Origin of the sequence: Streptomyces sp. NBC_01352 (assembly GCF_036237295.1) — a bacterium.
In the GTDB taxonomy this organism is placed as follows: domain Bacteria; phylum Actinomycetota; class Actinomycetes; order Streptomycetales; family Streptomycetaceae; genus Streptomyces; species Streptomyces plumbiresistens.
In genome coordinates this window covers 10111719-10130137 of sequence record NZ_CP108354.1, presented here as the reverse complement: position 1 = coordinate 10130137, position 18419 = coordinate 10111719, and the positions used below count along the sequence as shown (strand labels likewise).

Here is an 18419-nt window from a genome sequence, read left to right as displayed (position 1 = left end):
CAGAGGAAGTTGGTCATGGAGTACACGCGTCTGGGAACCTCGGGCCTGAAGGTCAGCCGTATCGCGCTCGGCTGCATGAGCTTCGGCGATCCCGCGAAACGGATGCCATGGGTGCTCGACGACACGGCGGCAGAGCCGATCTTCCGGCAGACCGTCGAACTCGGCATCACGTTCTGGGACACCGCCAACATCTACGGCATGGGCACCTCTGAGGAGATCGTCGGACGCGCGCTACGGAAGTACACCCAGCGCGACGACATCGTCCTCGCCACCAAGCTGTTCCAGCCGATGCATCAGGGGCCGGGCGGCTCGGGGCTCTCGCGCAAGGCCGTCATGGAGCAGATCGACGCATCGCTGCGACGCCTGGACACCGACTACGTCGACCTCTACCAGATCCACCGCTTCGACCCCGAGACACCCGTCGAGGAGACGATGGAAGCGCTGCACGACGTGGTCAAGGCGGGCAAGGCCCGCTACATCGGCGCCTCCTCGATGTGGGCGTGGCAGTTCGCCAAGATGCAGCACGCCGCGGAGACCAACGGCTGGACAAAGTTCGTGTCCATGCAGGACCACTACAGCGTGATCCACCGCGAGGAGGAGCGCGAGATGTACGGCCTGCTCGCCGACCAGGGCGTGGGCAGCATCCCCTGGAGCCCGCTCGCCGGAGGAAGGGTGACCCGCCCCTGGGGCGAGCAGGGCACGACACGCAGGTCGGAGGAGGACCGCCAGGTCGACATGAACGGCCGACCGCTCTTCCTCGACAGCGACAAGGCCATCGTCGACGCCGTACAGAAGATCGCGGAGGAGCGCGGGGTGTCCATGGCACAGATCGCGCTGGCCTGGGTGCTCACGAACCCCGTGGTCTCGTCCCCGATCGTGGGCGCCACCAAGCCCCACCACCTGGCCGACGCCGTCGCCGCGCTCGACATCCAACTCACCGGCGACGAGATCGACGCTCTTGAAGCACCGTACGTGCCGCGCCAGCCCATCTTCTTCTCCTGACCGGTCCGCACAAGCCGACGTACCGAACCGGTACGCGGACTCGACCGGCGTGCCGCAGAGAGAGAGTTCCCGCACTCCTGCGCAGCCCACGCCTCAAACCCGAAGACGTGGGACTCCGGGCATCGTCGGCGTGTTGGGGTGTCCTTCGACGCGGATGCCGTCTCGGACGGCATCCGCGTCCCGACCGGGCATAGCCCTGCAGGCTCCGCCTCGGCCAGGGCCGGGTGCGGCCGGCCACCGGTAATTCTTGCGCTCGACACCCCACACCGACCCGAGCAGGCAGGCGCGTCACCCGGAACTCAACCCACCCGAACCGGCCGGCGATCCGGGCCATGAGCTGGTCGAACATCGCCCGCCAACGGACAGGTTCTTACGTGAGGACCCGCGGCCACCGCCTCGTTCCTGCGGCCGGCACCGACCCCGCGGCTCTTCCTGCTGATGTCCCCGGCCGGCTCCGACCGCGCCCGGGCGTGCTGCGGTGCTCTCATCTCGTGGCCCGAGCCTCCCACGTGGTCGGCCCGCCTATAGCAGACAAGTGATCTGCCTGGGCGGCATGTCGGGTGCCCTGTCAGTGCCCTGATCAGCGCTCCCTGGCACAGCACGGCCTGCCGTGTGGTGAGCCCTTCGGGCAAGGTGGGTGACGAACGTGGAACTCCCGTGCGCTCGTGGTTGATGCGCTGTGTATGGCGGACCCTCCGCCGGTGGCGCACAAGGGTCGTGGGACCGGTACAGACACTCGACGGCGTACAGCCTTTGCCACCGCGGATTCCCGGAGCGCTGCAAAGGGGGAGGTCTTTCCCCGCTTCCCCGACAACAGTCGAATGACACGAGAACGGCCGGAAGGAGGAGCATGCCGCGAGACAGGACACCCCGGTTCGTGCTCGCTCTGGCCGCTCTCCTCGTAGGTCTGCAGTTCCTCGGTGTGATGGTGCCCGGCGGGTCTGGGCATGCCGCCTACGGCCCTGCCGCGGCGCCCCTGGAGCCGTCGACGGACGTGGTCGTCGCCGACGGCGAACGCACCGACGAGTTCGCCCCCTGCGGAGACGTCGGGCAGATCGCGGGCCTGAAGTCCTGGACCGCGGGCCGTGACCGTCGCCACGCCGTGGAACCCGACACGGATCGCGCCGCTGCCGGTGCCTGGCGGAACGAACGCGCTGCACTGCCTCCAGGTGGCCTCACGGCATCGCACCTCGCGTCGAGATCCCCAGCCACCGGCTCACTCGCATCACTCCAGTTGCTCCGCTGCTGAGTTCGGTCCACGGACCGAGCCTGCTCCCTGCCCCACCCACTCAGCCACACCACGCTCACCGGGTTCTTCGACGTGGGGCCGTCGCGCCCTGCGCGTTGCGCTCGCACTGGATGTATTCGGTGGTACGACGCCCGTTCCGTCGCAACGAGAGTGCCGCCGGGAAATCCACGCAATGGAAACAGGAAGAGTACTCAATGAGTAAGACCTCAAAGCCGCCCTCGCCGAAAATGGCTCGCGCGTGAACCCGAATTATAAAACGATCGCCCTGATCATTGTTGCTGCCCTGACTATGGCGACACTCATCTACTTCAACCTACAAAATGTGCGAGAGACGGGCAGTCAAGGAGTTTCCCTCGTGGGCGACGCCAGAACGTCCGAGGTCGGACAACGGTCGAGCGAGTCGGACCGGACAGCCCGGGTGGAGTCGTGACGATGCTACGTAAGCTGCTGTTCTGGAGCTTCGCGGTGGTTTTTCCGCTCCCACTGATTCTCACCTATGATTTCGTGGCCACGGAACCCGACCTCCTGAAGTTCTATGTGTTCCTCGGTCTGATCGCCTATACGTGGTGGCTGTTGTCCATTGTGCTTAGCGTGAGACCGGTCTGGCTGCACCGTTTCGTGGGACTTCCGGCCATCTACGGCCTGCATGGGGCACTCGGCATACTGGCCATCGCCGCGGCCTATATACACCGCGACAACTCCTACTCGCCGAGCCACCTGGCCCGCATTCTGGGAGATTGGGGGTTCTATGGGGCGCTCGCAGTGCTGTGCTACTCGATGTTCTTCATGAGCGGGTGGTTCGTCGACAGGTCGAGACTGCTGCTGAGGATCAAGGGACTCCTGGAGACCTTCCTCCGCCGCCGGCTCTCCGTGTGGATTCACCGACTCAACCTGGTGATCGTGGCGATGATCTGGCTGCACGCCCACCTGCTCGTGAGAGTGAACCAGTACTTCGCGTTCATGGTGCTTTTCGATCTGTACACAGTGGTGGCGTTCGGTATTTATGTCTGGAAGAAATGGATCGCGCCCGACACGTATCTGATGGGCAAAGTCACCAGCAATGACCCGCGCGGTGGGGCGACTCGCAGGGTGTCGGTGGGCCTCGACAGCAAAGCGGCGGCCCTGCAGCCGGGTGACTTCTTCTTCCTCAGCTTCGAGGGGTCTTCTTCTGTGAGCAGGGAATGGCACCCCTTCTCAGTGACGGACGACAACCAGAAGACCCTGGCCTTCACGATTCGGCAGCACGGAGACTTCACCCGCCGCCTCGACAATGTCGAAGTGGGAACCCGAGTCCGCCTGGAGGGCCCGTTTGGCCGCTTCGAATCGATCGTCCAGGGGCGGGACCGCGAAGCTCCTCTCGTGCTCGTCGGGATGGGCGCGGGCGTTGCGCCGCTGCTCAGCCTGGCAGCAGCTCACCACACCACGCGGAAGATTCACCTGCTGTGGGCCGTCCGTAGCCCGGAAGACGCCTATTACCGTGACGTGATCGAGGAGTACCGGGCGGCGTCCGGAAACCGTATGCAGGTCACCATCAGTGTCGGCCGGTTCCGCCGTGAAGATCTCGCCAGCACGCTGTCTGCGGAGGCAGTTGCGAAGGGCGCGTTCTTCATTGTGGGTCCGAACCCCGCCGTGTTGGCGAACCAGCGTATGTTGCGGCGTATTGGAGTCTCTGCACGGCGAATACACCACGAACGCCTCACCATGTAGACGGTGCGACCACAGTTTCACATGGCCCCAGGACATCGACCATCGCCGACGAAATAGAGTTCACTGAGATGACAAGCACCACGCGCCGGAAATTTCTCGCACTGGCAACCGTCGCACTTGCAGGAGGCGGCACTGCAGGCTGTTCGATAGCAAGAGGGGCAGGCGAGGCACTTTCCGATTCAAATTCCTCGAAAACGCCCCCTCCGCTGGATAAGTCACGCACTTTGGTCGCCTATTTTTCGATGCCGGAAACCGATGACCCGAACAACATGACGGAGAACGAGCGGAACAGCACTCATGTCGTTAATGGCAAGGTTCTCGGTAACACCCAGCACGTCGCTCAAATCATCGGGGAGAGAACGGGAGCCGAGGTATTCCGCATAGAGACAGCGGAAGAGTTGCCCCTCGATCACAAAACACTGTCAGATCTCGCACTAAAACAGCAGGAAGACGACGAAAGGCCGAAACTCAAAGCCCTGACACCGAACCTTGAAGAATATGACACCGTATTCATCGGCTATCCGATCTGGTGGTACAGCCTGCCGATGCCGATGCACACCTTCCTTGAACAGCACAATTTCAGCAAAAAGAACATCATTCTCTTCACCACCCATGGCGGAAGCCGCCTGTCGGGAACTGTCGAAATCGTCACCGAAAAGCTTGCTGATTCCACTGTGATCAGCAATGCGTTCACGATCTCGCGAGACGATATGGACAATGCAGAGGCGGAGGTGAGCGATTGGCTCGACAGTCTCGGGATTTCATGACGCCCGCCAGTTGCGGTCCCGCGGTCCGGGCCGAGCCCGGCCAAAAGGGATCTTTGCCCGGTTTTTTGGGGGGCACTGGCACGGCGTGGAACAGCACGGCCTCCCACCCCGGCGAGCGCTCTGCTTGAGTTTTACTGACCGCCCGGCAGCATCGGCACCACAGGACGCGCCCCTCACCGGACGAGCCGGAACGTCGTCCGAATTCACGGACGTGGTGGGCCGATGCCTCCGGACGAAGTGCCCAGGTGCTCATTCCGACGCGGTCTGCTTCTTCGCCGCCGACTGTGACGCGGTGACGCGGTGACGCGGTGACGCACCGAGGGTGCTCCCAACCGACGAACATGAGGGATGTAACGCATGCATGAACAGGACAGCACGCCGAACGGCAACTCGACCGACCGCAGCCGTCGCGGCCGTCGCGGCTTCCTGATGGGTGCGGCCGGGCTGGCAGCCACCTCGGTGGTGGCCGCGCCGGCCACACTGGCACAGGCGCACACCGCATCGTCCGCGACCGGCGCCAAGGGCCCCGTCGGCCGTCGCAACCCGGTGACCGCAGCCATCACGCAGACTGGTCACCGCCGGCTCGGGTCCGGGCCCGCGTCCCTGAAGGTCTCCGGCATCGGCCTCGGCACCCAGACCATGCCGGGCAACCTCTACGGCCCCGTCACCAGCCGCAAGGACATGGTCGCCCTCGTTCGGACAGCCTTCGACCAGGGGGTGACGTTCTTCGACACGGCCGAGGCGTACGGGCCGTTCGAGTCGGAACGGATCCTCGGCGAAGCCCTCCGGACCGTCCGCGACGACGTGGTGATCGCGTCCAAGTTCGGCTGGAACATCGACCCGGACACCGGAGCGAACACTGGCCTGAACAGCCGTCCCGACCACATCCGGCAAGTCGTCGACGGCATCCTGAAGCGCCTGCGGACGGACCACATCGACCTGCTCTACCAGCACCGGGTGGATCCCACCGTCCCGATCGAGGACGTCGCGGACACAGTGAAGGACCTCATCGCCCAGGGCAAGGTGCTGCATTGGGGCCTGTCCGAGCCGGGCCTGGGGACCATCCGCCGGGCCCACGCGGTCCTGCCGCTCACCGCGATCCAGAACGAGTACTCCACACTGTGGCGCGGGCCCGAGGAGCAAGTCCTGCCGCTCTGCGAGGAACTCGGCATCGGCTTCGTGTGCTTCTCGCCCCTGGGCACGGGCTTCACGACCGGCACGATCAATCCGTACACCCGGTTCACGGAGGGAGACCGCCGGACCGCGACGCCCCGCAACAGCCGGGACAACATGGCCGCCAACATGCCACTGGTGCAGCTGCTCCAGGACTGGGCCGTACGCAAGGGCTCCACGCCCGCCCAGATCGACCTCGCCTGGCTGCTGGCCCAGAAGCCGTGGATCGTGCCGATACCCAGCACCACCAGGCTGTCCCACCTCCTGGAGAACATCGGCGCCGAAGAAGTCAGGTTCAGCCCCGACGAACTCCAGGAACTGAACGCCGCCGTCGCGAGCATCACCATCCACGGTGCCCGGCTCTCGCCGGCGGGCCTCGCGCTGACGGGCGTCGAAGCACCGCCCCGCTGACCGGCCACACAAAACGAACAGAGCACAGCGTCCTCCGTCCCCGGCCGAACTCCCGTACAACTACGGGGTGTTCCGGCCGGGGACGGGTGGTGTCTGCCGGAATTCGTGTCGTGTCGCACGGCAGGCGCCCTGGACGGCTGCTGAAAATCTCGGCTTCTGGCCCCGGTCCGGTGGAGTCGGCGCCGGTCTTGCAGGCATGCGGGGGAATGAGCCGGGGACACGGTCGGGCCGGATGTCCGGGAAACGTGCCGGGAGTTGATCCCGGTGGAGTGCGTTGGCGTTCCTCGCTGTGTACCGAGAGCACTGTTCCCGCCGGTGATGTTCGTCCAGCCCCCGCGAAGCTCTGGAGAACCACCGTCGCGGCCGGCATCGCGGGGGCCTCCTGGTCCGAGGAGGCCCCCGCGATGCCGGCCGGTGGTAGGGGCGGACCCGACGTGCCCGCCATGGTGTGCCGTCAGGACACCTGGAGCAGCAGGATCCGGTCGTCGCTGTCCTCCGGCGTGCCCTTGCCGTCCGTGTTGCTGGTGACCAGCCACAGCCTGTCGCCGCCCGCCGCGACCACCGTGCGCAGCCTGCCGTAGGAGCCCTCCAGCGCGGCTGACGGCTCGCCCGCGACCCTGGCGCCGTCCAGCGGGATGCGCCACAGGCGCTCGCCCCGCAGGCTCGCCATCCAGATGGCGCCCTCGGCGTAGGCGATGCCGCTGGGTGAGGCCTCGGCGGGAGTCCACTGCGCCACTGGATTGGTGAAGCCCGCCCGGTCGCTCGTGCCCTCGACCTCCGGCCAGCCGTAGTTGCGGCCGGGCCGGATCAGGTTCAGCTCGTCCCAGGTGTCCTGGCCGAACTCCGACGCCCACAACTGCCCGTCGTCGTCGAAGGCCAGTCCCTGCGGGTTGCGGTGGCCGGAGGAGTACACGAGCGAGTCGGGCTCGGGGTTGCCGGGGGCGGGCCGACCCTCGGGGGTCATGCGCAGGATCTTGCCGCCGAGCGAGTCCCGGTCCTGGGCGATCGGCTTGTCCCACGTCTCGCCGGTGCCGGCGTAGAGCATGCCGTCCGGGCCGAAGGTGATCCGACCGCCGTTGTGGTACGTCCCGGTGGGGATTCCCTCCAGCACCGTTTCCGGGCTGCCCAGTTGCTCGCCTTGTGGGCGCGAGGTGTCGTACCGCATGCGGACGATGCGGTTGTCCGAGGTGGTCGTGAGGTAGGCGTACACCAGGCGGTCGGAGGCGAAGTCCGGGGAGACGGCGAGCCCGAGCAGGCCGCCCTCTCCGGGCAGGTCCTGCGCTCCCTGCACGGTGCCGGCCTCGGTCTTCCGGCCGTTGTCCGCGTCGATGCGGGTGATCGTGCCGTCGTCGCGGGAGGAGACCAGCAGGTCGCCGTCCGGCAGCGGGGCCATGCCCCACGGGGTGTTCAGTTCCTGCGTCACGGTCCGTAGGACTCGTACGCGCGAGGAGCCCGAGCCCGCGTTGTCCGTTCCGGCGGACGACGCGGGCTCCTCCGCGCCGCCCGAACTCCCCGATGTGCAGCCCCCGAGCATCAGGACGGCGGCGGCGCAGGCCGCGGCCCAGGGCGTTTTCGGAGTGGGACGGGGCACGGCGGGGTTCCTCTCGATGGTGCGGATGGTGGCAGCGTTCAGGGGCGGTGGGACAGTGGGCGCCTGGCGACCACGGTTCGGCAGCGCCCCAAAGGGGCGCGGGGCTGTATCAATATGCGGCTCCGCCGCGTGAGCGCGACCAGCCACGACGATGCCGCAGACGAACGACGGGCCCTCACGCGTTTCCGGCGGAGCCCTTGGCGTCAGCTCTGCGCCCGGCCCACGGGCCACGCCTGCGCGGCCCGAAGAGCCGCGATCACACCGCCGTCGGCCAGGAGGTCGGACCCGGTGATGAAGCCGGCCTGCTGCCCGAGCAGGAAGGCCGCCGCCTCGGCGACGTCGTCGGGAGTGCCGATGCGTCCGGCGGCCGACGTCTCGATCATCTGGCGGTATCCCTCGGCGCCGGGGCCGGACATCTCGTCCTGGGCCAGGGGGGTGGAGATGATGCCGGGGCTGATGCAGTTGATGCGGGCGCCGTGCCTGCCCCACTCGACGGCGGCGGCCTGCACGCGCAGCGCGTTGCCCCGCTTGGACAGGGCGTAGGCGGCGCCGGAGTCGCCGACCTTCTCGGGGGCCAGGAAGGGCAGGGCGAGCAGCTCGGAGACGGGGGTGCTCGCCAGCGCGTGCTCGGTGTCGTACGGGTAGGCGCCCGCCATGTGGCCGGCCATGCTGGAGATGACGACACCGGCGCCGCCGGGCGCGATGACGCGGGCGAACTCGTCGAGGACCAGCGCGGTGCCGAGCAGGTCGACGTGCAGGACCTGCTCCGTGGTGCCCTGTACGGGCGAGACGCCGGCGCTGTGCACGACCTGAGTGACGGGGCCCAGCTCCGCGGCCGTGTCGGCGAGGGCGGCGACCGCGTCGGGCTGGGACACGTCGACGACGTGGGTCGACACGTCGTAGCCCGCGCCGCGAAGCTGCTCGGCGGCGACGCCCAGTGCCTTCTCGCTGTAGTCGGCGAGCAGCACGATGCGGCCGATGCCCACACGACGGGCGATCGCCAGGCCGATGCCGCCCGCGCCGATGATGACCGCTACGTCCTTGTCCATCGTCATGTCTCCTGTGATCGAAAAAGAAGGGGCTTGCCGAGGAAGTGATCTCCTCCGAGCATTCAGCCTGCTCCGCGGTGCCGCGATGTGGCAGACCGGGCTGTGCCCTGGAGCGGTGTTCAGTGACCTGCCAGGGCACCCTTCGGAACCATGGGCTCGTGGATGGGCCCGGTGCCTTGGGAGAGAGGCAGACCGGTGCCCTGGTGGGCATGGGCGATGATCTCCGCGGTGATGGAGACGGCCGTCTCCTCGGGGGTGCGGGCACCGAGGTCCAGGCCGATCGGTGAGTGGAGACGGGCCAGGTGCGTCTCCGTAACGCCCGCCTCCCGCAGCAGGCCCAGGCGGTGGTCGTGGGTACGCCGCGAGCCCATCGCGCCCACGTAACCCACGGGCAGGCTCAGGGCCAGGCGCAGGAGCGGTACGTCGAACTTGGCGTCATGGGTGAGCACGCATACGGCGGTACGGGCGTCCACCTCGGTGCCGGCCAGGTAACGGTGCGGCCAGTCGACGACCACCTCGTCGGCGCACGGGAAGCGACCGGGCGTCGCGAAGACGGGACGGGCGTCGCAGACAGTGACCCGGTAGCCGAGGAAGGCTCCGGCCTGGCTGAGGGCGGCGGCGAAGTCGACGGCGCCGAAGATCAGCATGCGGGGGCGGGGCGCGCGGGTGTGGACGAGGAGGGACAGCCGTTCGGGGCAGGTGTCGGCGTCCCCACCCACCTCGACCAGTCCGGTGCGTCCCGCCCGGAGCAGGGCGCGGGCCTGCGCCGCGACTGCCCTGTCCTCTCGCGCGCCGCCGAGGGTTCCGTCGTACGCGCTTCCGTCGCCGAGAACGCACAGGCTGCGGCCGAGGAGTTCGGCCGGCCCGTCCACCACCTGCGCCACGGCCGCGGGCCGACCCCGCCGTACCTCGTCGAGGGCGACGGCGAGGTGGAGCCGGTCGGCCGGCTCCACCCGCTGCACCAGCACGTCGATCTCGCCACCGCAGGTCAGACCCACGGCGAAGGCGTCGTCGTCGGAGTAGCCGAAACGGGCCCGTGCGGGGGCGCCGGAGTCGGCCAGGACCTCGCGGCACAGTTCGTAGACGGCTCCCTCCACGCAGCCTCCGGAGATGCTGCCGACCGCATTGCCGTCCGCGTTCACGGCGAGCGCGGTGCCGGGCGGCAGGGGTGCGCTGCCGCTGACCTGGACGACGGTGGCGAGGGCGAAGGGACGCGCCTCGCGGCACCAGTCGTACAGCGTGTCCGCGATGTTCAGCATGAGGGTCTCCGTGAGGGACGACGGATCGGGAGGGCCGCCACCACACGCCGTGGGGGACGATGGCCGCGGCGGCGGCCCTGGTGTCCGGCGGCTGTGCGTGGCAGCCACCGGACGGATCGGGGAGCACGACGGGGACCCGGCTCACCACTTGGCACTTCCGGCCGCCCGGGGGCTCGTGCCTGAGGTCTCGGCTCAGAGCAACGCCTCCGCTGTGATGGGCAGTTCGCGGATCCGTCGCCCGGTGGCGTGGAACACGGCGTTGGCCACGGCGGGTGCCACGCCGACCTGCACGATCTCGCCCAGGCCCTTGACGCCGATGGGGTCGGCTTCAGGGTCCTCGCCGTCGAGGTAGATCGCGCGCAGGTCGGGGATGTCGGCGTTGACCGGGAGGAGGTAGTCGGCCAGGTTGGCGTTCACTAGCCGGCCGTCGCGGTGGTCGGTCACCGTGTGCTCAAGCAGGGCAGCGCCAATGCCGCCGACCATCGCGCCGAGTGCCTGGCTGTCGGCGAGCTTGGGGCTGATGATCCGGCCCGCGTCGTACACGCCGAGCATCCGCCGCACGCGAACGAGCCCCAGCCGGGCGTCCACTGCGACCTCGGCGAACATCGCGCCGTAGGCGTACATGGAGAACCGCGCCGGTCCGGATGGCGGAGTGAAGGTACCGAGCGTCTCCAGGTGGCCGCGGTCGTTGCGGGTGACGAGGTGCCGGTAGGTCTCCCCCTGCGCCGGGTTGTCCTTCATGTGCAGCCGGCCGCCTCGTACGACGACATCGGCGGCGTCGGCACCGTACAACGGAGAGTCCTCGTCCTCCACGGCGATGCGGATCGCCTGCTGCCGCAGTCTGTCGCAGCCGTCCTGGACGGCGGAGCCGACGCTGGCCATGGTTCGCGAGCCGCCCTGTGCCGGGGCGGGCGGCATGACGGAGTCGCCGAGCCGGAAGGTCACGTTGCGCATGGTCAGGCCGAGTGCGTCCGCGGCGACCTGGGTCATGGAGGTGTACGTGCCGGGGCCCATGTCGCTGGCCGAGCTCTCGATCAGTGCGGTGCCGTTCGCGTCGAGCCGGACCGAGGCCTGGGCGGCGCTGCGTACGACGTCGTAGACGCCGGTGGCCACACCGGTGCCGATCAGCCAGTCGCCGTCGCGGGTGGAGCGGGGCTCAGGGTTGCGGCGGTTCCAGCCGAACTCGCGGACGCCGACGCGGTAGCAGTCGCGCAGGCGTCGGGTGGAGAACGGCAGCCCGGTGGACGGGTCCTCCTCCGGTTCGTTGCGCAGCCTCAGCTCAATGGGGTCGACGCCCAGTTCGTGGGCGAGTTCGTCCAGTGCCGACTCCATGGGGAAGGCGGCGGTGGAGTAGCCGGGGCCGCGCATCCAGGTGGCCGCGTTCACGTCGAGCGGCACCGAGCGGTGCGCCTGACGGACGTTGGGCGTCGTGTAGAGCATCTGCCCGATGCCCAGGACGGGCTCCATGTGCGTTTCGTAGCGGGAGGTCTCCGAGCGCAGTTCGTGGATCACGGCGGTCAAGTGTCCGCGGCGATCACTGCCCAGACGTACCGAGTACTCGTACGCGGGCCGGTAACCCGTGCCGAAGTACTGTTGCCTGCGGGTCAGGACGAGTTTGACCCGGCGGCCCGTCATACGGGCGGCGAGGGCCGCGAGGGTGACGTGCGGCCAGGTCCTCAGCGCGCTTCCGAACGCGCCGCCGACGAACGGCGAGATGACCCGCACCGACTCGCGCGGGATGTTGAAGGCGCCCGCGAGTTGGTTCTGGGTGCCGACCACGTACTGGGTCTTGTCCCACACCATGAGCTTGTCGCCGTCCCAGCGGGCGACGGTGGCATGGGGCTCCATGGCGTTGTGATGGTTGCGGGCCAGCCGGTAGGCCATCTCCAGCCGTACGGCGGCGGATCGCAACGCCTCGTCCGCGTCGCCGCGCGCGTAGGTCTCGGGGTCGCCGGCTGGCGGTGCCTCGGTCAGGTCGGTGGAGGGCTGCTCGGCGTCGTAGGTGACCTCGACCACGCTCGCGGCGTGCTGCGCGGACTCCAGCGTGGTGGCCACCACGACCGCGACCGGCTGACCGTGGAAGAGGATCCGGCCGTCCTGGAACGCGAGCAGCCGCTCGAACGGGGTGTCGAGGTTCGGCAGCTCGGGTGCGTTGAGGTGGCTGATCACCGTCAGTACGCCGGGCTGGGCGAGGGCGGCGCGGGTGTCGATACCGGTGATCCGTCCGAGGGCGACGGTGCTGTCGACGACGACCGCGTGCACGACGCCCTCGGGGTCGTGGTCGGCGGCGTACTTCGCCTGCCCGGTCACCTTCAGTCGTCCGTCCACGCGGGAGAGCGGTGCGCCGACGGCTGCCTGCGGCTGAGGGCTCACTTGGTACCTCCTATGATGCGCAGCTGGCGTTCGACGGTCCGCTGGAGCAACTCGACCTTGGACCGCTTGTGTGGGAGGGGACGGGCGCCATACTCGACGGCGGGCAGCTTCCACGGCACGCTGCCCACGCCACCGGCGGCCACCTTCGCCTCGCGGATCACGCCGCCGCGGATGCGTGGCGCGGCTGCCGCAGAGGTCGGCGCGGACTGGAACGACTGCGGGCACGCACCTTCAGGTAGCCGGACCTGAGTGGACGCGGAAGGGCCGGCATCTCCACGGCAGTGATCAACACGCCCCTTCGCAGGGCCTGTTCGACCGACCGCGGCTGTCTTCGCGATGATGGTGCGCCGTGCGGGCACCGGCGCGCGTCCCTCGGATGGATCAAACGGTAAGTCCGGCAGTTCGGTGGCCATACGCACCCTCTCGCTTCGGGGAATTCGGCGGGATCGGCGGCCACGCACAGGACGCCCCTCACGCGCCGGGGCTCCGTGACGAACGACAGATGGGGCGGGCCGCCGCCGCGCGCCGTGGGGGAACGGTTGGTCGCGGCAGCGGCCCTGGTGTCCGCCGGCGGTGCGTGGCCGCCGCCCGGACGGTTGCGGAGAGCACCCCGGGCGGCCGTCTCGCCACGAAACCGGCTGCCCGGGGTGCTCGTATCGCGGCCCGGCTCAGAGCATCGCCTCGGCCCTGATGGGCAGTTCGCGGATCCGGCGCCCGGTGGCGTGGAACACGGCGTTGGCGACGGCCGGTGCCACGCCGACCTGCACGACCTCTCCGAGGCCCTTGACGCCCAGGGGGTCGGCCTCGGTGTCCTCCCCTGCGAGGTAGATCGCCCGCAGGTCGGGGACGTCGGCGTTGACGGGCACGAGGTAGTCGGCGAGGTTGGCGTTCACGATCCGGCCGTCGCGGTGGTCGGTGACCGTGTGTTCAAGGAGAGCCGTGCCGATACCGCCCACCATGGCTCCGAGTGCCTGGCTGTCGGCGAGCTTCGGACTGATGATCCGGCCCGCGTCGTACACACCGAGCATCCGCCGCACGCGAACCAGACCCAGCCGGGCGTCCACGGCGACCTCGGCGAAGGTCGCCGCGTAGGCATGGGTGGAGAACCGTTCCACTTCCTCGCCCGGCGTGTAGGACCCGTTCGCTTCGAGGCGGGTGCGGTTGTTGCGGGCCAGGAGCTGACGGTAGGTCTCCCCGCGCGCCGGGTTGTCCTTCACGTGCAGCCGGCCGCCCCGTACGACGACATCATGCGGGTCGACGCCGTGCAGCGGCGATCCCTCGTCCGCGACGGCCAGCCTGATCGCCTGCTGCCGCAGCTTGTCGCAGCCGTCCTGAACGGCGGATCCGACACTGGCCATGGTCTTCGAACCGCCCTGCAGCGGCGCCGGCGGCATGAGGGAATCGCCGAGCCGGAAGGTCACGTTGCGCATGGTCAGGCCGAGGGCATCGGCGGCGACCTGGGTCATGGAGGTGTAGGTACCCGGCCCCATGTCGCTGGCCGCGGACTGCACCAGCGCCGTGCCGTCGGCGTCCAGGCGGACCGAGGCCTGGGCCGGGTCCCGCCGGGTGTGGTAGGCGCCGGCGGCCATGCCGGTGCCGATCAGCCAGTCACCGTCGCGGGTGGAGCGCGGCCTGGGGTTGCGGCGGTTCCAGCCGAACTCGCGGGCGCCGGTGGCGAGGCACTCGCGCAGCCGCCGGGTGGAGAACGGCAGCCCGTCGGACGGGTCGTCCTCCGGTTCGTTGCGCAGCCGCAGCTCGATCGGGTCGACGCCCACCTCGTACGCGAGTTCGTCCATCGCCGACTCGACGGCATAGGAGGCGGTGGCGTAGCCGGGGCCACGCATCCACGTCGGCGTGTTCACGTCCAACGGCACCGACCGGTGCGTCATACGGACGTTGGGCGTGTCGTAGAGCATCTGCCCGAGCGACAGGATGGGCTCGCCGTGCGTCTCGTAACGGGACGTCTCCGACCTCAGGTCGTGGATCATCCCGGTCACCCGTCCGCGCCGGTCACTGCCCACCCGTACCCGGTACTCGTACGTGGGCCGGTAGCCCACATGGAAGTAGAGCTGCTCGCGGGTCAGCGCGAGCTTCACCGGACGCCCCGTCTCGCGGGCGGCGACGGCCGCGATGGTGGTCTGCGGCCAGACCCTCGACGCGTTGCCGAACGCGCCGCCGACGAACGGCGAGATCACGCGCACCGAGTCCTGCGGGATGCCGAACACGGCGGCGAGTTCGTTCCGGGTGCCCTGCACCCACTGCGTCTTGTCCCAGACGGTGAGCCGGTCGCCGTCCCAGCGGGCGACGGTGGCGTGCGGCTCCATCGCGTTGTGGTGGTTGCGGGCGAGCCCGTAGGTCATGTCCATGCGTACGGCCGCGGAGTCCAGCGCCGCCGCCGCGTCGCCCCGGGCGTAGTTCTGGGGCGTGCCGCCGGCCGGGCTGCCGCTCATGTCGGTCGTGGGCTTCCGCAACTCGTACTCGACCTCCACCAGGTCCGCGGCGTGCTGCGCGACCTCCAGTGTCGTCGCTACGACCACGGCGACCGGCTGACCGTGGAAGAGGATCTGGTCGTCCTGGAAGGCACGCAGCCGCCTGCCGGGCGGGTTGTATCCCCCGGGGTTGTCGCGGTACTCCAGCGTGGGTGCGTTGAGATGGCTGATCACCGTCAGGACGCCGGGCTGGGCTTCGGCGGCGCGGGCGTCGATGCCGGTGATCCGACCCAGGGCGACGGTGCTGTCGACGACGACCGCGTGCACGACGCCGTCGGGGTCGAAGTCGGCGGCGTACTGTGCCTTGCCGGTGACCTTGAGCCGCCCGTCCACCCGGGAGAGCGGTGCGCCGACGGCTGCCTGCGGCTGCGGGCTCATTTGCTCTCTCCTACGATGCGCAGCTGGCGCTCGACTGTTCGCCGGAGCAACTCGACCTTGAATCGGTTGTGTTGGAGGGGCCGGGCCCCGTCTGACGCCTCCCCGGCCGCCTCGGCCCACAACGCGTCCGAGGGGCGCTCGCCGATGAGGCGGCGTTCGACGGCGGGCAGCTTCCAGGGCACGGTGCCGACGCCCCCGGCGGCCACCTTCGCCTCGCGGATCACGCCGCCGCGGATGTGCAGGGCGACGGCGGCCGAGGTGAGGGCGAACTCGTACGACTGCCGGTCCCGCACCTTCAGGTAGCCGGACCTGAGCGGGCGCGGAAGGGCCGGTATCTCGACGGCGGTGATCAACTCACCCCACTGGAGGGCCTGTTCGCGGTTCGGGGTGCTGCCGGGTTTGAGGAGGAAGTCGGCGAAGGGGACGGTGCGCTCGCTTCCGTCCGGGCCCAGCAGACGCACGCGCGCCTCCAGCGCGGCAAAGGCAACGGCGACATCGGAGGAATGCGTGGCCACGCAGTCGTCGGAGGTGCCGAGGATCGCGTGGGTGCGGTTGAAGCCTTCTCGCGCCGCGCAGCCCGAGCCGGGGTCGCGCTTGTTGCAGTCGGCGCTCACGTCCCGGAAGTACGTGCACCGGGTGCGCTGCATGATGTTGCCGCCGATGGTGGCCATGTTGCGCAGCTGGGCGGACGCGCTCAGCTCCAGCGCCTGCGAGATGACCGGGTAGGTGGTGCGCACCTTGGGGTGGGCGGCGGCGTCCGTCATCCGTACGAGAGCGCCGATGCGCAGGCCGCCTCGCTCGGTGACGCTAATGTCCCGCAGCGGCAGGTCGCTGATGTCGACCAAGGTGTCGGGGCGCTCGACGGTCTCACGCATCAGGTCGACCAGGGTGGTGCCGCCGGCTATGTAACGCCCGCCGCGACGCCCGGCGTTGAGTGCCTCACGGGTGTCGGAGGCCTTGGTGAAGGAGAAGGGGTACATGGGGGCCGGGCCTCATTTCCCGTGGGCGGCCTGGTCGACCGCCTTGACGATCTTGACGTAACAGCCGCATCGGCAGATGTTGCCGCTCATCCACTCCCGGATCTCCTCGGCGGAGCCCGTGTGGCCCTCCTCGATACAGCCGACGCCGGACATGATCTGACCGGGGGTGCAGAAGCCGCACTGGAAGGCGTCCTGCTCGACGAACGCCGCCTGCAGCGGGTGCAGCCGGTCGCCGTTGGCGAGTCCCTCGATCGTGGTGACCTCGGCACCCTCCAGACGCACCGCCAGCGTCAGACAGGAGTTGACCCGACGGCCGTCGACCAGAACCGTGCAGGCCCCGCAGGCACCGGCGTTGCAGCCCTTCTTGGAGCCGGTCAGCCCGAGGTGCTCACGCAGCAGGTCCAGCAGTGAGGTCCGGTTGTCGATCGTGACCGTGCGCCGCTCCCCGTTGACGGTCAACGAGAGTCGGCCGCTGGGCGGGGCCTCGGCGGCCGGCGACTCCTGGTCGGTCAGCGCCGATCCCGCGGCCAGGCCACCCGCCACGACCACACCACCGACGGCGGCTGTCGTCGCGATGAAGGTGCGCCGGGTGGGCACCGCCGCGGGTCCTTCGGTCAGTTCGGGGGGTGAGTCCGGGAGTTCGGTGGTCATACGCACTCTCTCGCTTTGTGGGGATGCGGCGGAGGATCGGCCGTCTCGGGCCGGTACGCCACGACCGTCCGGCGACGCTGTGCGGTATGCGCGCAGGCGCCCGTCCGTCGGCACCCGGCGGACGTGGGTCGTCGCCGGAAGCCCTCCGCGGAGGCCCGTTGTGGGGTGGGCCCTCGGCGTTCCGGCAGTGAGCCGAGATGCGGGACAGGCCGCGGTTACGGCTGTGATCTCGGCGCAGGGTCCAGCCTGTGCCGGGTGGCGGAGAGTCGCCAGGGAGTACTTTGCGTACGACTCCCGTGCCTACGTCCGGCAGTAGCAGTCAGTTCAAGCCAACGCCTGAGGCGGTGGCTTGCTTGATGTTCCGGGTTCGCCGGTTCGCCGGTTCGCTATTGCGCGGGCGACGTCGACGGCTTTGAGGCCTTCTCCTGCGCGGCCTTGTCGAGGAGGACCATCGCGTCGTACTCGGGGGTGTCGGGTTCGGCGTAGAAGACGACCAGGTGCTGACTGTTGGTGCCGTTCAGCGTCAAGCCCTGGTAGCCGAGGGCGAGTTCACCGACGACGGGGTGGTGGTACGTGTGGCGGCCGCTGGAGTTTCCCTTGACGTCATAGCGGTCCCACATGCGGGCGAACTCGGGGCTCTTGCTCAGGAGTTCGTCGACGATGAGTGCGAGGTCGGGGGCGTCCGGCTCGATGCCGGCCAGCCCGCGCAGCCATGCGACGACGCTGCGGACCGCGCCGTCCCAGTCGGCGAACAGGTTGCGGGCGGCGGGGTGGAGGAAGACGTAGCGCGCGAGGTTGCGCTGCTCCCCCTGCCAGTCCTCGATCCCGGCGAACAGGTGCAGTCCGCCGGGGTTGGCGGCGAGCAGTTCGAAGGTGCGGCCGACGACGTACGCGGGATTGGGCCGCAGGCTCTCCAGAATCAACTCGGTGCCCGGAGGTACGGACCGGCTCGGCACCGTCGTCGGCGCGGCCGCGTTCCCGTCGGCACTCGCGGCGAGCTCTCGCAGGTGCTTGTGCTCGGCCTTCCCCAGACGCAGCGCGCGTGCGAGGGAGTCGATCACGGACGGGCTGGGACGGGTCTCGGTCCCGCGCTCCAGACGTGCGTAGTAGTCGATGCTGATGCCGGCGAGCGTGGCCAGTTCCTCACGGCGCAGCCCCGGGGTGCGGCGCAATCCGGAGGAGGCCGGCAGGCCGACGTCGCCGGGCGTCACCCGGCTGCGGCGGGCTCGCAGGAAGCGTCCCAGTTCGGTGCCACCACTACCGCCACTGTGCTGCTCACGTGCCATGTCTTCCAGTGTGGCAGCCCCGTGACCAGTGTGCCGATGCACACGACGGCGAAG

14 protein-coding genes are annotated in these 18419 nt (G+C 69.1%); 5 read left to right on the top strand and 9 right to left on the bottom strand.

Annotation, left to right across the window (positions count from 1 at the left end; genetic code table 11):
• Positions 1 to 15 precede the first annotated feature (15 nt).
• From OG252_RS46480 to OG252_RS46460, 5 genes are all read left to right on the top strand, one after another.
• The gene (locus OG252_RS46480) at positions 16 to 1002 is read left to right on the top strand and encodes an aldo/keto reductase (protein WP_266445449.1); all 987 of its coding nucleotides are present in this window, start codon (positions 16 to 18) and stop codon (positions 1000 to 1002) included.
• A gap of 850 nt (positions 1003 to 1852) precedes the next feature.
• Positions 1853 to 2251, top strand: a complete 399-nt coding sequence (locus OG252_RS46475; protein ID WP_266445447.1) for a hypothetical protein — start codon at positions 1853 to 1855, stop codon at positions 2249 to 2251.
• 432 nt (positions 2252 to 2683) lie between these two features.
• Complete coding sequence (locus tag OG252_RS46470; protein WP_266445444.1) at positions 2684 to 3958, top strand: FAD-binding oxidoreductase; 1275 nt, start codon at positions 2684 to 2686, stop codon at positions 3956 to 3958.
• Positions 3959 to 4026: 68 nt separating this feature from the next.
• Entirely contained in the window at positions 4027 to 4725 is a 699-nt protein-coding gene (locus tag OG252_RS46465; protein ID WP_329344035.1) for a flavodoxin, read from the top strand.
• Between the two features lie 357 nt (positions 4726 to 5082).
• Complete coding sequence (locus OG252_RS46460; RefSeq protein WP_329344033.1) at positions 5083 to 6309, top strand: aldo/keto reductase; 1227 nt, start codon at positions 5083 to 5085, stop codon at positions 6307 to 6309.
• A gap of 454 nt (positions 6310 to 6763) precedes the next feature.
• Here the strand turns inward: OG252_RS46460 and OG252_RS46455 are convergent, their stop codons facing one another.
• From OG252_RS46455 to OG252_RS46415, 9 genes are all read right to left on the bottom strand, one after another.
• The gene (locus OG252_RS46455; RefSeq protein ID WP_266448902.1) at positions 6764 to 7843 is read right to left on the bottom strand and encodes a PQQ-dependent sugar dehydrogenase; all 1080 of its coding nucleotides are present in this window, start codon (positions 7841 to 7843) and stop codon (positions 6764 to 6766) included.
• A gap of 260 nt (positions 7844 to 8103) precedes the next feature.
• Positions 8104 to 8949 (bottom strand): SDR family oxidoreductase, encoded by an 846-nt coding sequence (locus OG252_RS46450; protein ID WP_329344031.1) that lies wholly within the window; start codon positions 8947 to 8949, stop codon positions 8104 to 8106.
• Positions 8950 to 9068: 119 nt separating this feature from the next.
• Entirely contained in the window at positions 9069 to 10208 is a 1140-nt protein-coding gene (locus tag OG252_RS46445; protein ID WP_329344029.1) for an XdhC family protein, read from the bottom strand.
• Between the two features lie 192 nt (positions 10209 to 10400).
• Positions 10401 to 12581 (bottom strand): xanthine dehydrogenase family protein molybdopterin-binding subunit, encoded by a 2181-nt coding sequence (locus tag OG252_RS46440; RefSeq protein WP_329344027.1) that lies wholly within the window; start codon positions 12579 to 12581, stop codon positions 10401 to 10403.
• Positions 12578 to 12742 (bottom strand): hypothetical protein, encoded by a 165-nt coding sequence (locus OG252_RS52505; protein WP_406491289.1) that lies wholly within the window; start codon positions 12740 to 12742, stop codon positions 12578 to 12580. Before OG252_RS52505 ends, OG252_RS46440 begins: the two co-directional genes overlap by 4 nt.
• 507 nt (positions 12743 to 13249) lie before the next feature.
• Positions 13250 to 15448, bottom strand: a complete 2199-nt coding sequence (locus tag OG252_RS46430) for a xanthine dehydrogenase family protein molybdopterin-binding subunit (RefSeq protein ID WP_329344024.1) — start codon at positions 15446 to 15448, stop codon at positions 13250 to 13252.
• A complete protein-coding gene (locus tag OG252_RS46425) occupies positions 15445 to 16428 on the bottom strand; it encodes an FAD binding domain-containing protein (protein WP_329344023.1) in 984 nt (327 codons plus the stop codon). The genes OG252_RS46430 and OG252_RS46425 overlap by 4 nt, the downstream gene beginning before the upstream one ends.
• Positions 16429 to 16440: 12 nt before the next feature.
• Positions 16441 to 17079, bottom strand: a complete 639-nt coding sequence (locus tag OG252_RS46420; RefSeq protein ID WP_329344021.1) for a (2Fe-2S)-binding protein — start codon at positions 17077 to 17079, stop codon at positions 16441 to 16443.
• Between the two features lie 386 nt (positions 17080 to 17465).
• A complete protein-coding gene (locus tag OG252_RS46415) occupies positions 17466 to 18365 on the bottom strand; it encodes a helix-turn-helix transcriptional regulator (RefSeq protein WP_266445419.1) in 900 nt (299 codons plus the stop codon).
• Between the last annotated feature and the right edge of the window lie 54 nt (positions 18366 to 18419).

Bases quoted from the DNA above. Each gene is read 5' to 3' on its own strand.
- OG252_RS46480 (WP_266445449.1), top strand. From the start codon at position 16: ATGGAGTACACGCGTCTGGGAACCTCGGGCCTGAAGGTCAGCCGTATC.
- OG252_RS46475 (WP_266445447.1), top strand. From the start codon at position 1,853: ATGCCGCGAGACAGGACACCCCGGTTCGTGCTCGCTCTGGCCGCTCTC.
- OG252_RS46470 (WP_266445444.1), top strand. From the start codon at position 2,684: ATGCTACGTAAGCTGCTGTTCTGGAGCTTCGCGGTGGTTTTTCCGCTC.
- OG252_RS46465 (WP_329344035.1), top strand. From the start codon at position 4,027: ATGACAAGCACCACGCGCCGGAAATTTCTCGCACTGGCAACCGTCGCA.
- OG252_RS46460 (WP_329344033.1), top strand. From the start codon at position 5,083: ATGCATGAACAGGACAGCACGCCGAACGGCAACTCGACCGACCGCAGC.
- OG252_RS46455 (WP_266448902.1), bottom strand. From the start codon at position 7,843: ATGCTCGGGGGCTGCACATCGGGGAGTTCGGGCGGCGCGGAGGAGCCC.
- OG252_RS46450 (WP_329344031.1), bottom strand. From the start codon at position 8,949: ATGGACAAGGACGTAGCGGTCATCATCGGCGCGGGCGGCATCGGCCTG.
- OG252_RS46445 (WP_329344029.1), bottom strand. From the start codon at position 10,208: ATGCTGAACATCGCGGACACGCTGTACGACTGGTGCCGCGAGGCGCGT.
- OG252_RS46430 (WP_329344024.1), bottom strand. From the start codon at position 15,448: ATGAGCCCGCAGCCGCAGGCAGCCGTCGGCGCACCGCTCTCCCGGGTG.
- OG252_RS46425 (WP_329344023.1), bottom strand. From the start codon at position 16,428: ATGTACCCCTTCTCCTTCACCAAGGCCTCCGACACCCGTGAGGCACTC.
- OG252_RS46420 (WP_329344021.1), bottom strand. From the start codon at position 17,079: ATGACCACCGAACTCCCGGACTCACCCCCCGAACTGACCGAAGGACCC.
- OG252_RS46415 (WP_266445419.1), bottom strand. From the start codon at position 18,365: ATGGCACGTGAGCAGCACAGTGGCGGTAGTGGTGGCACCGAACTGGGA.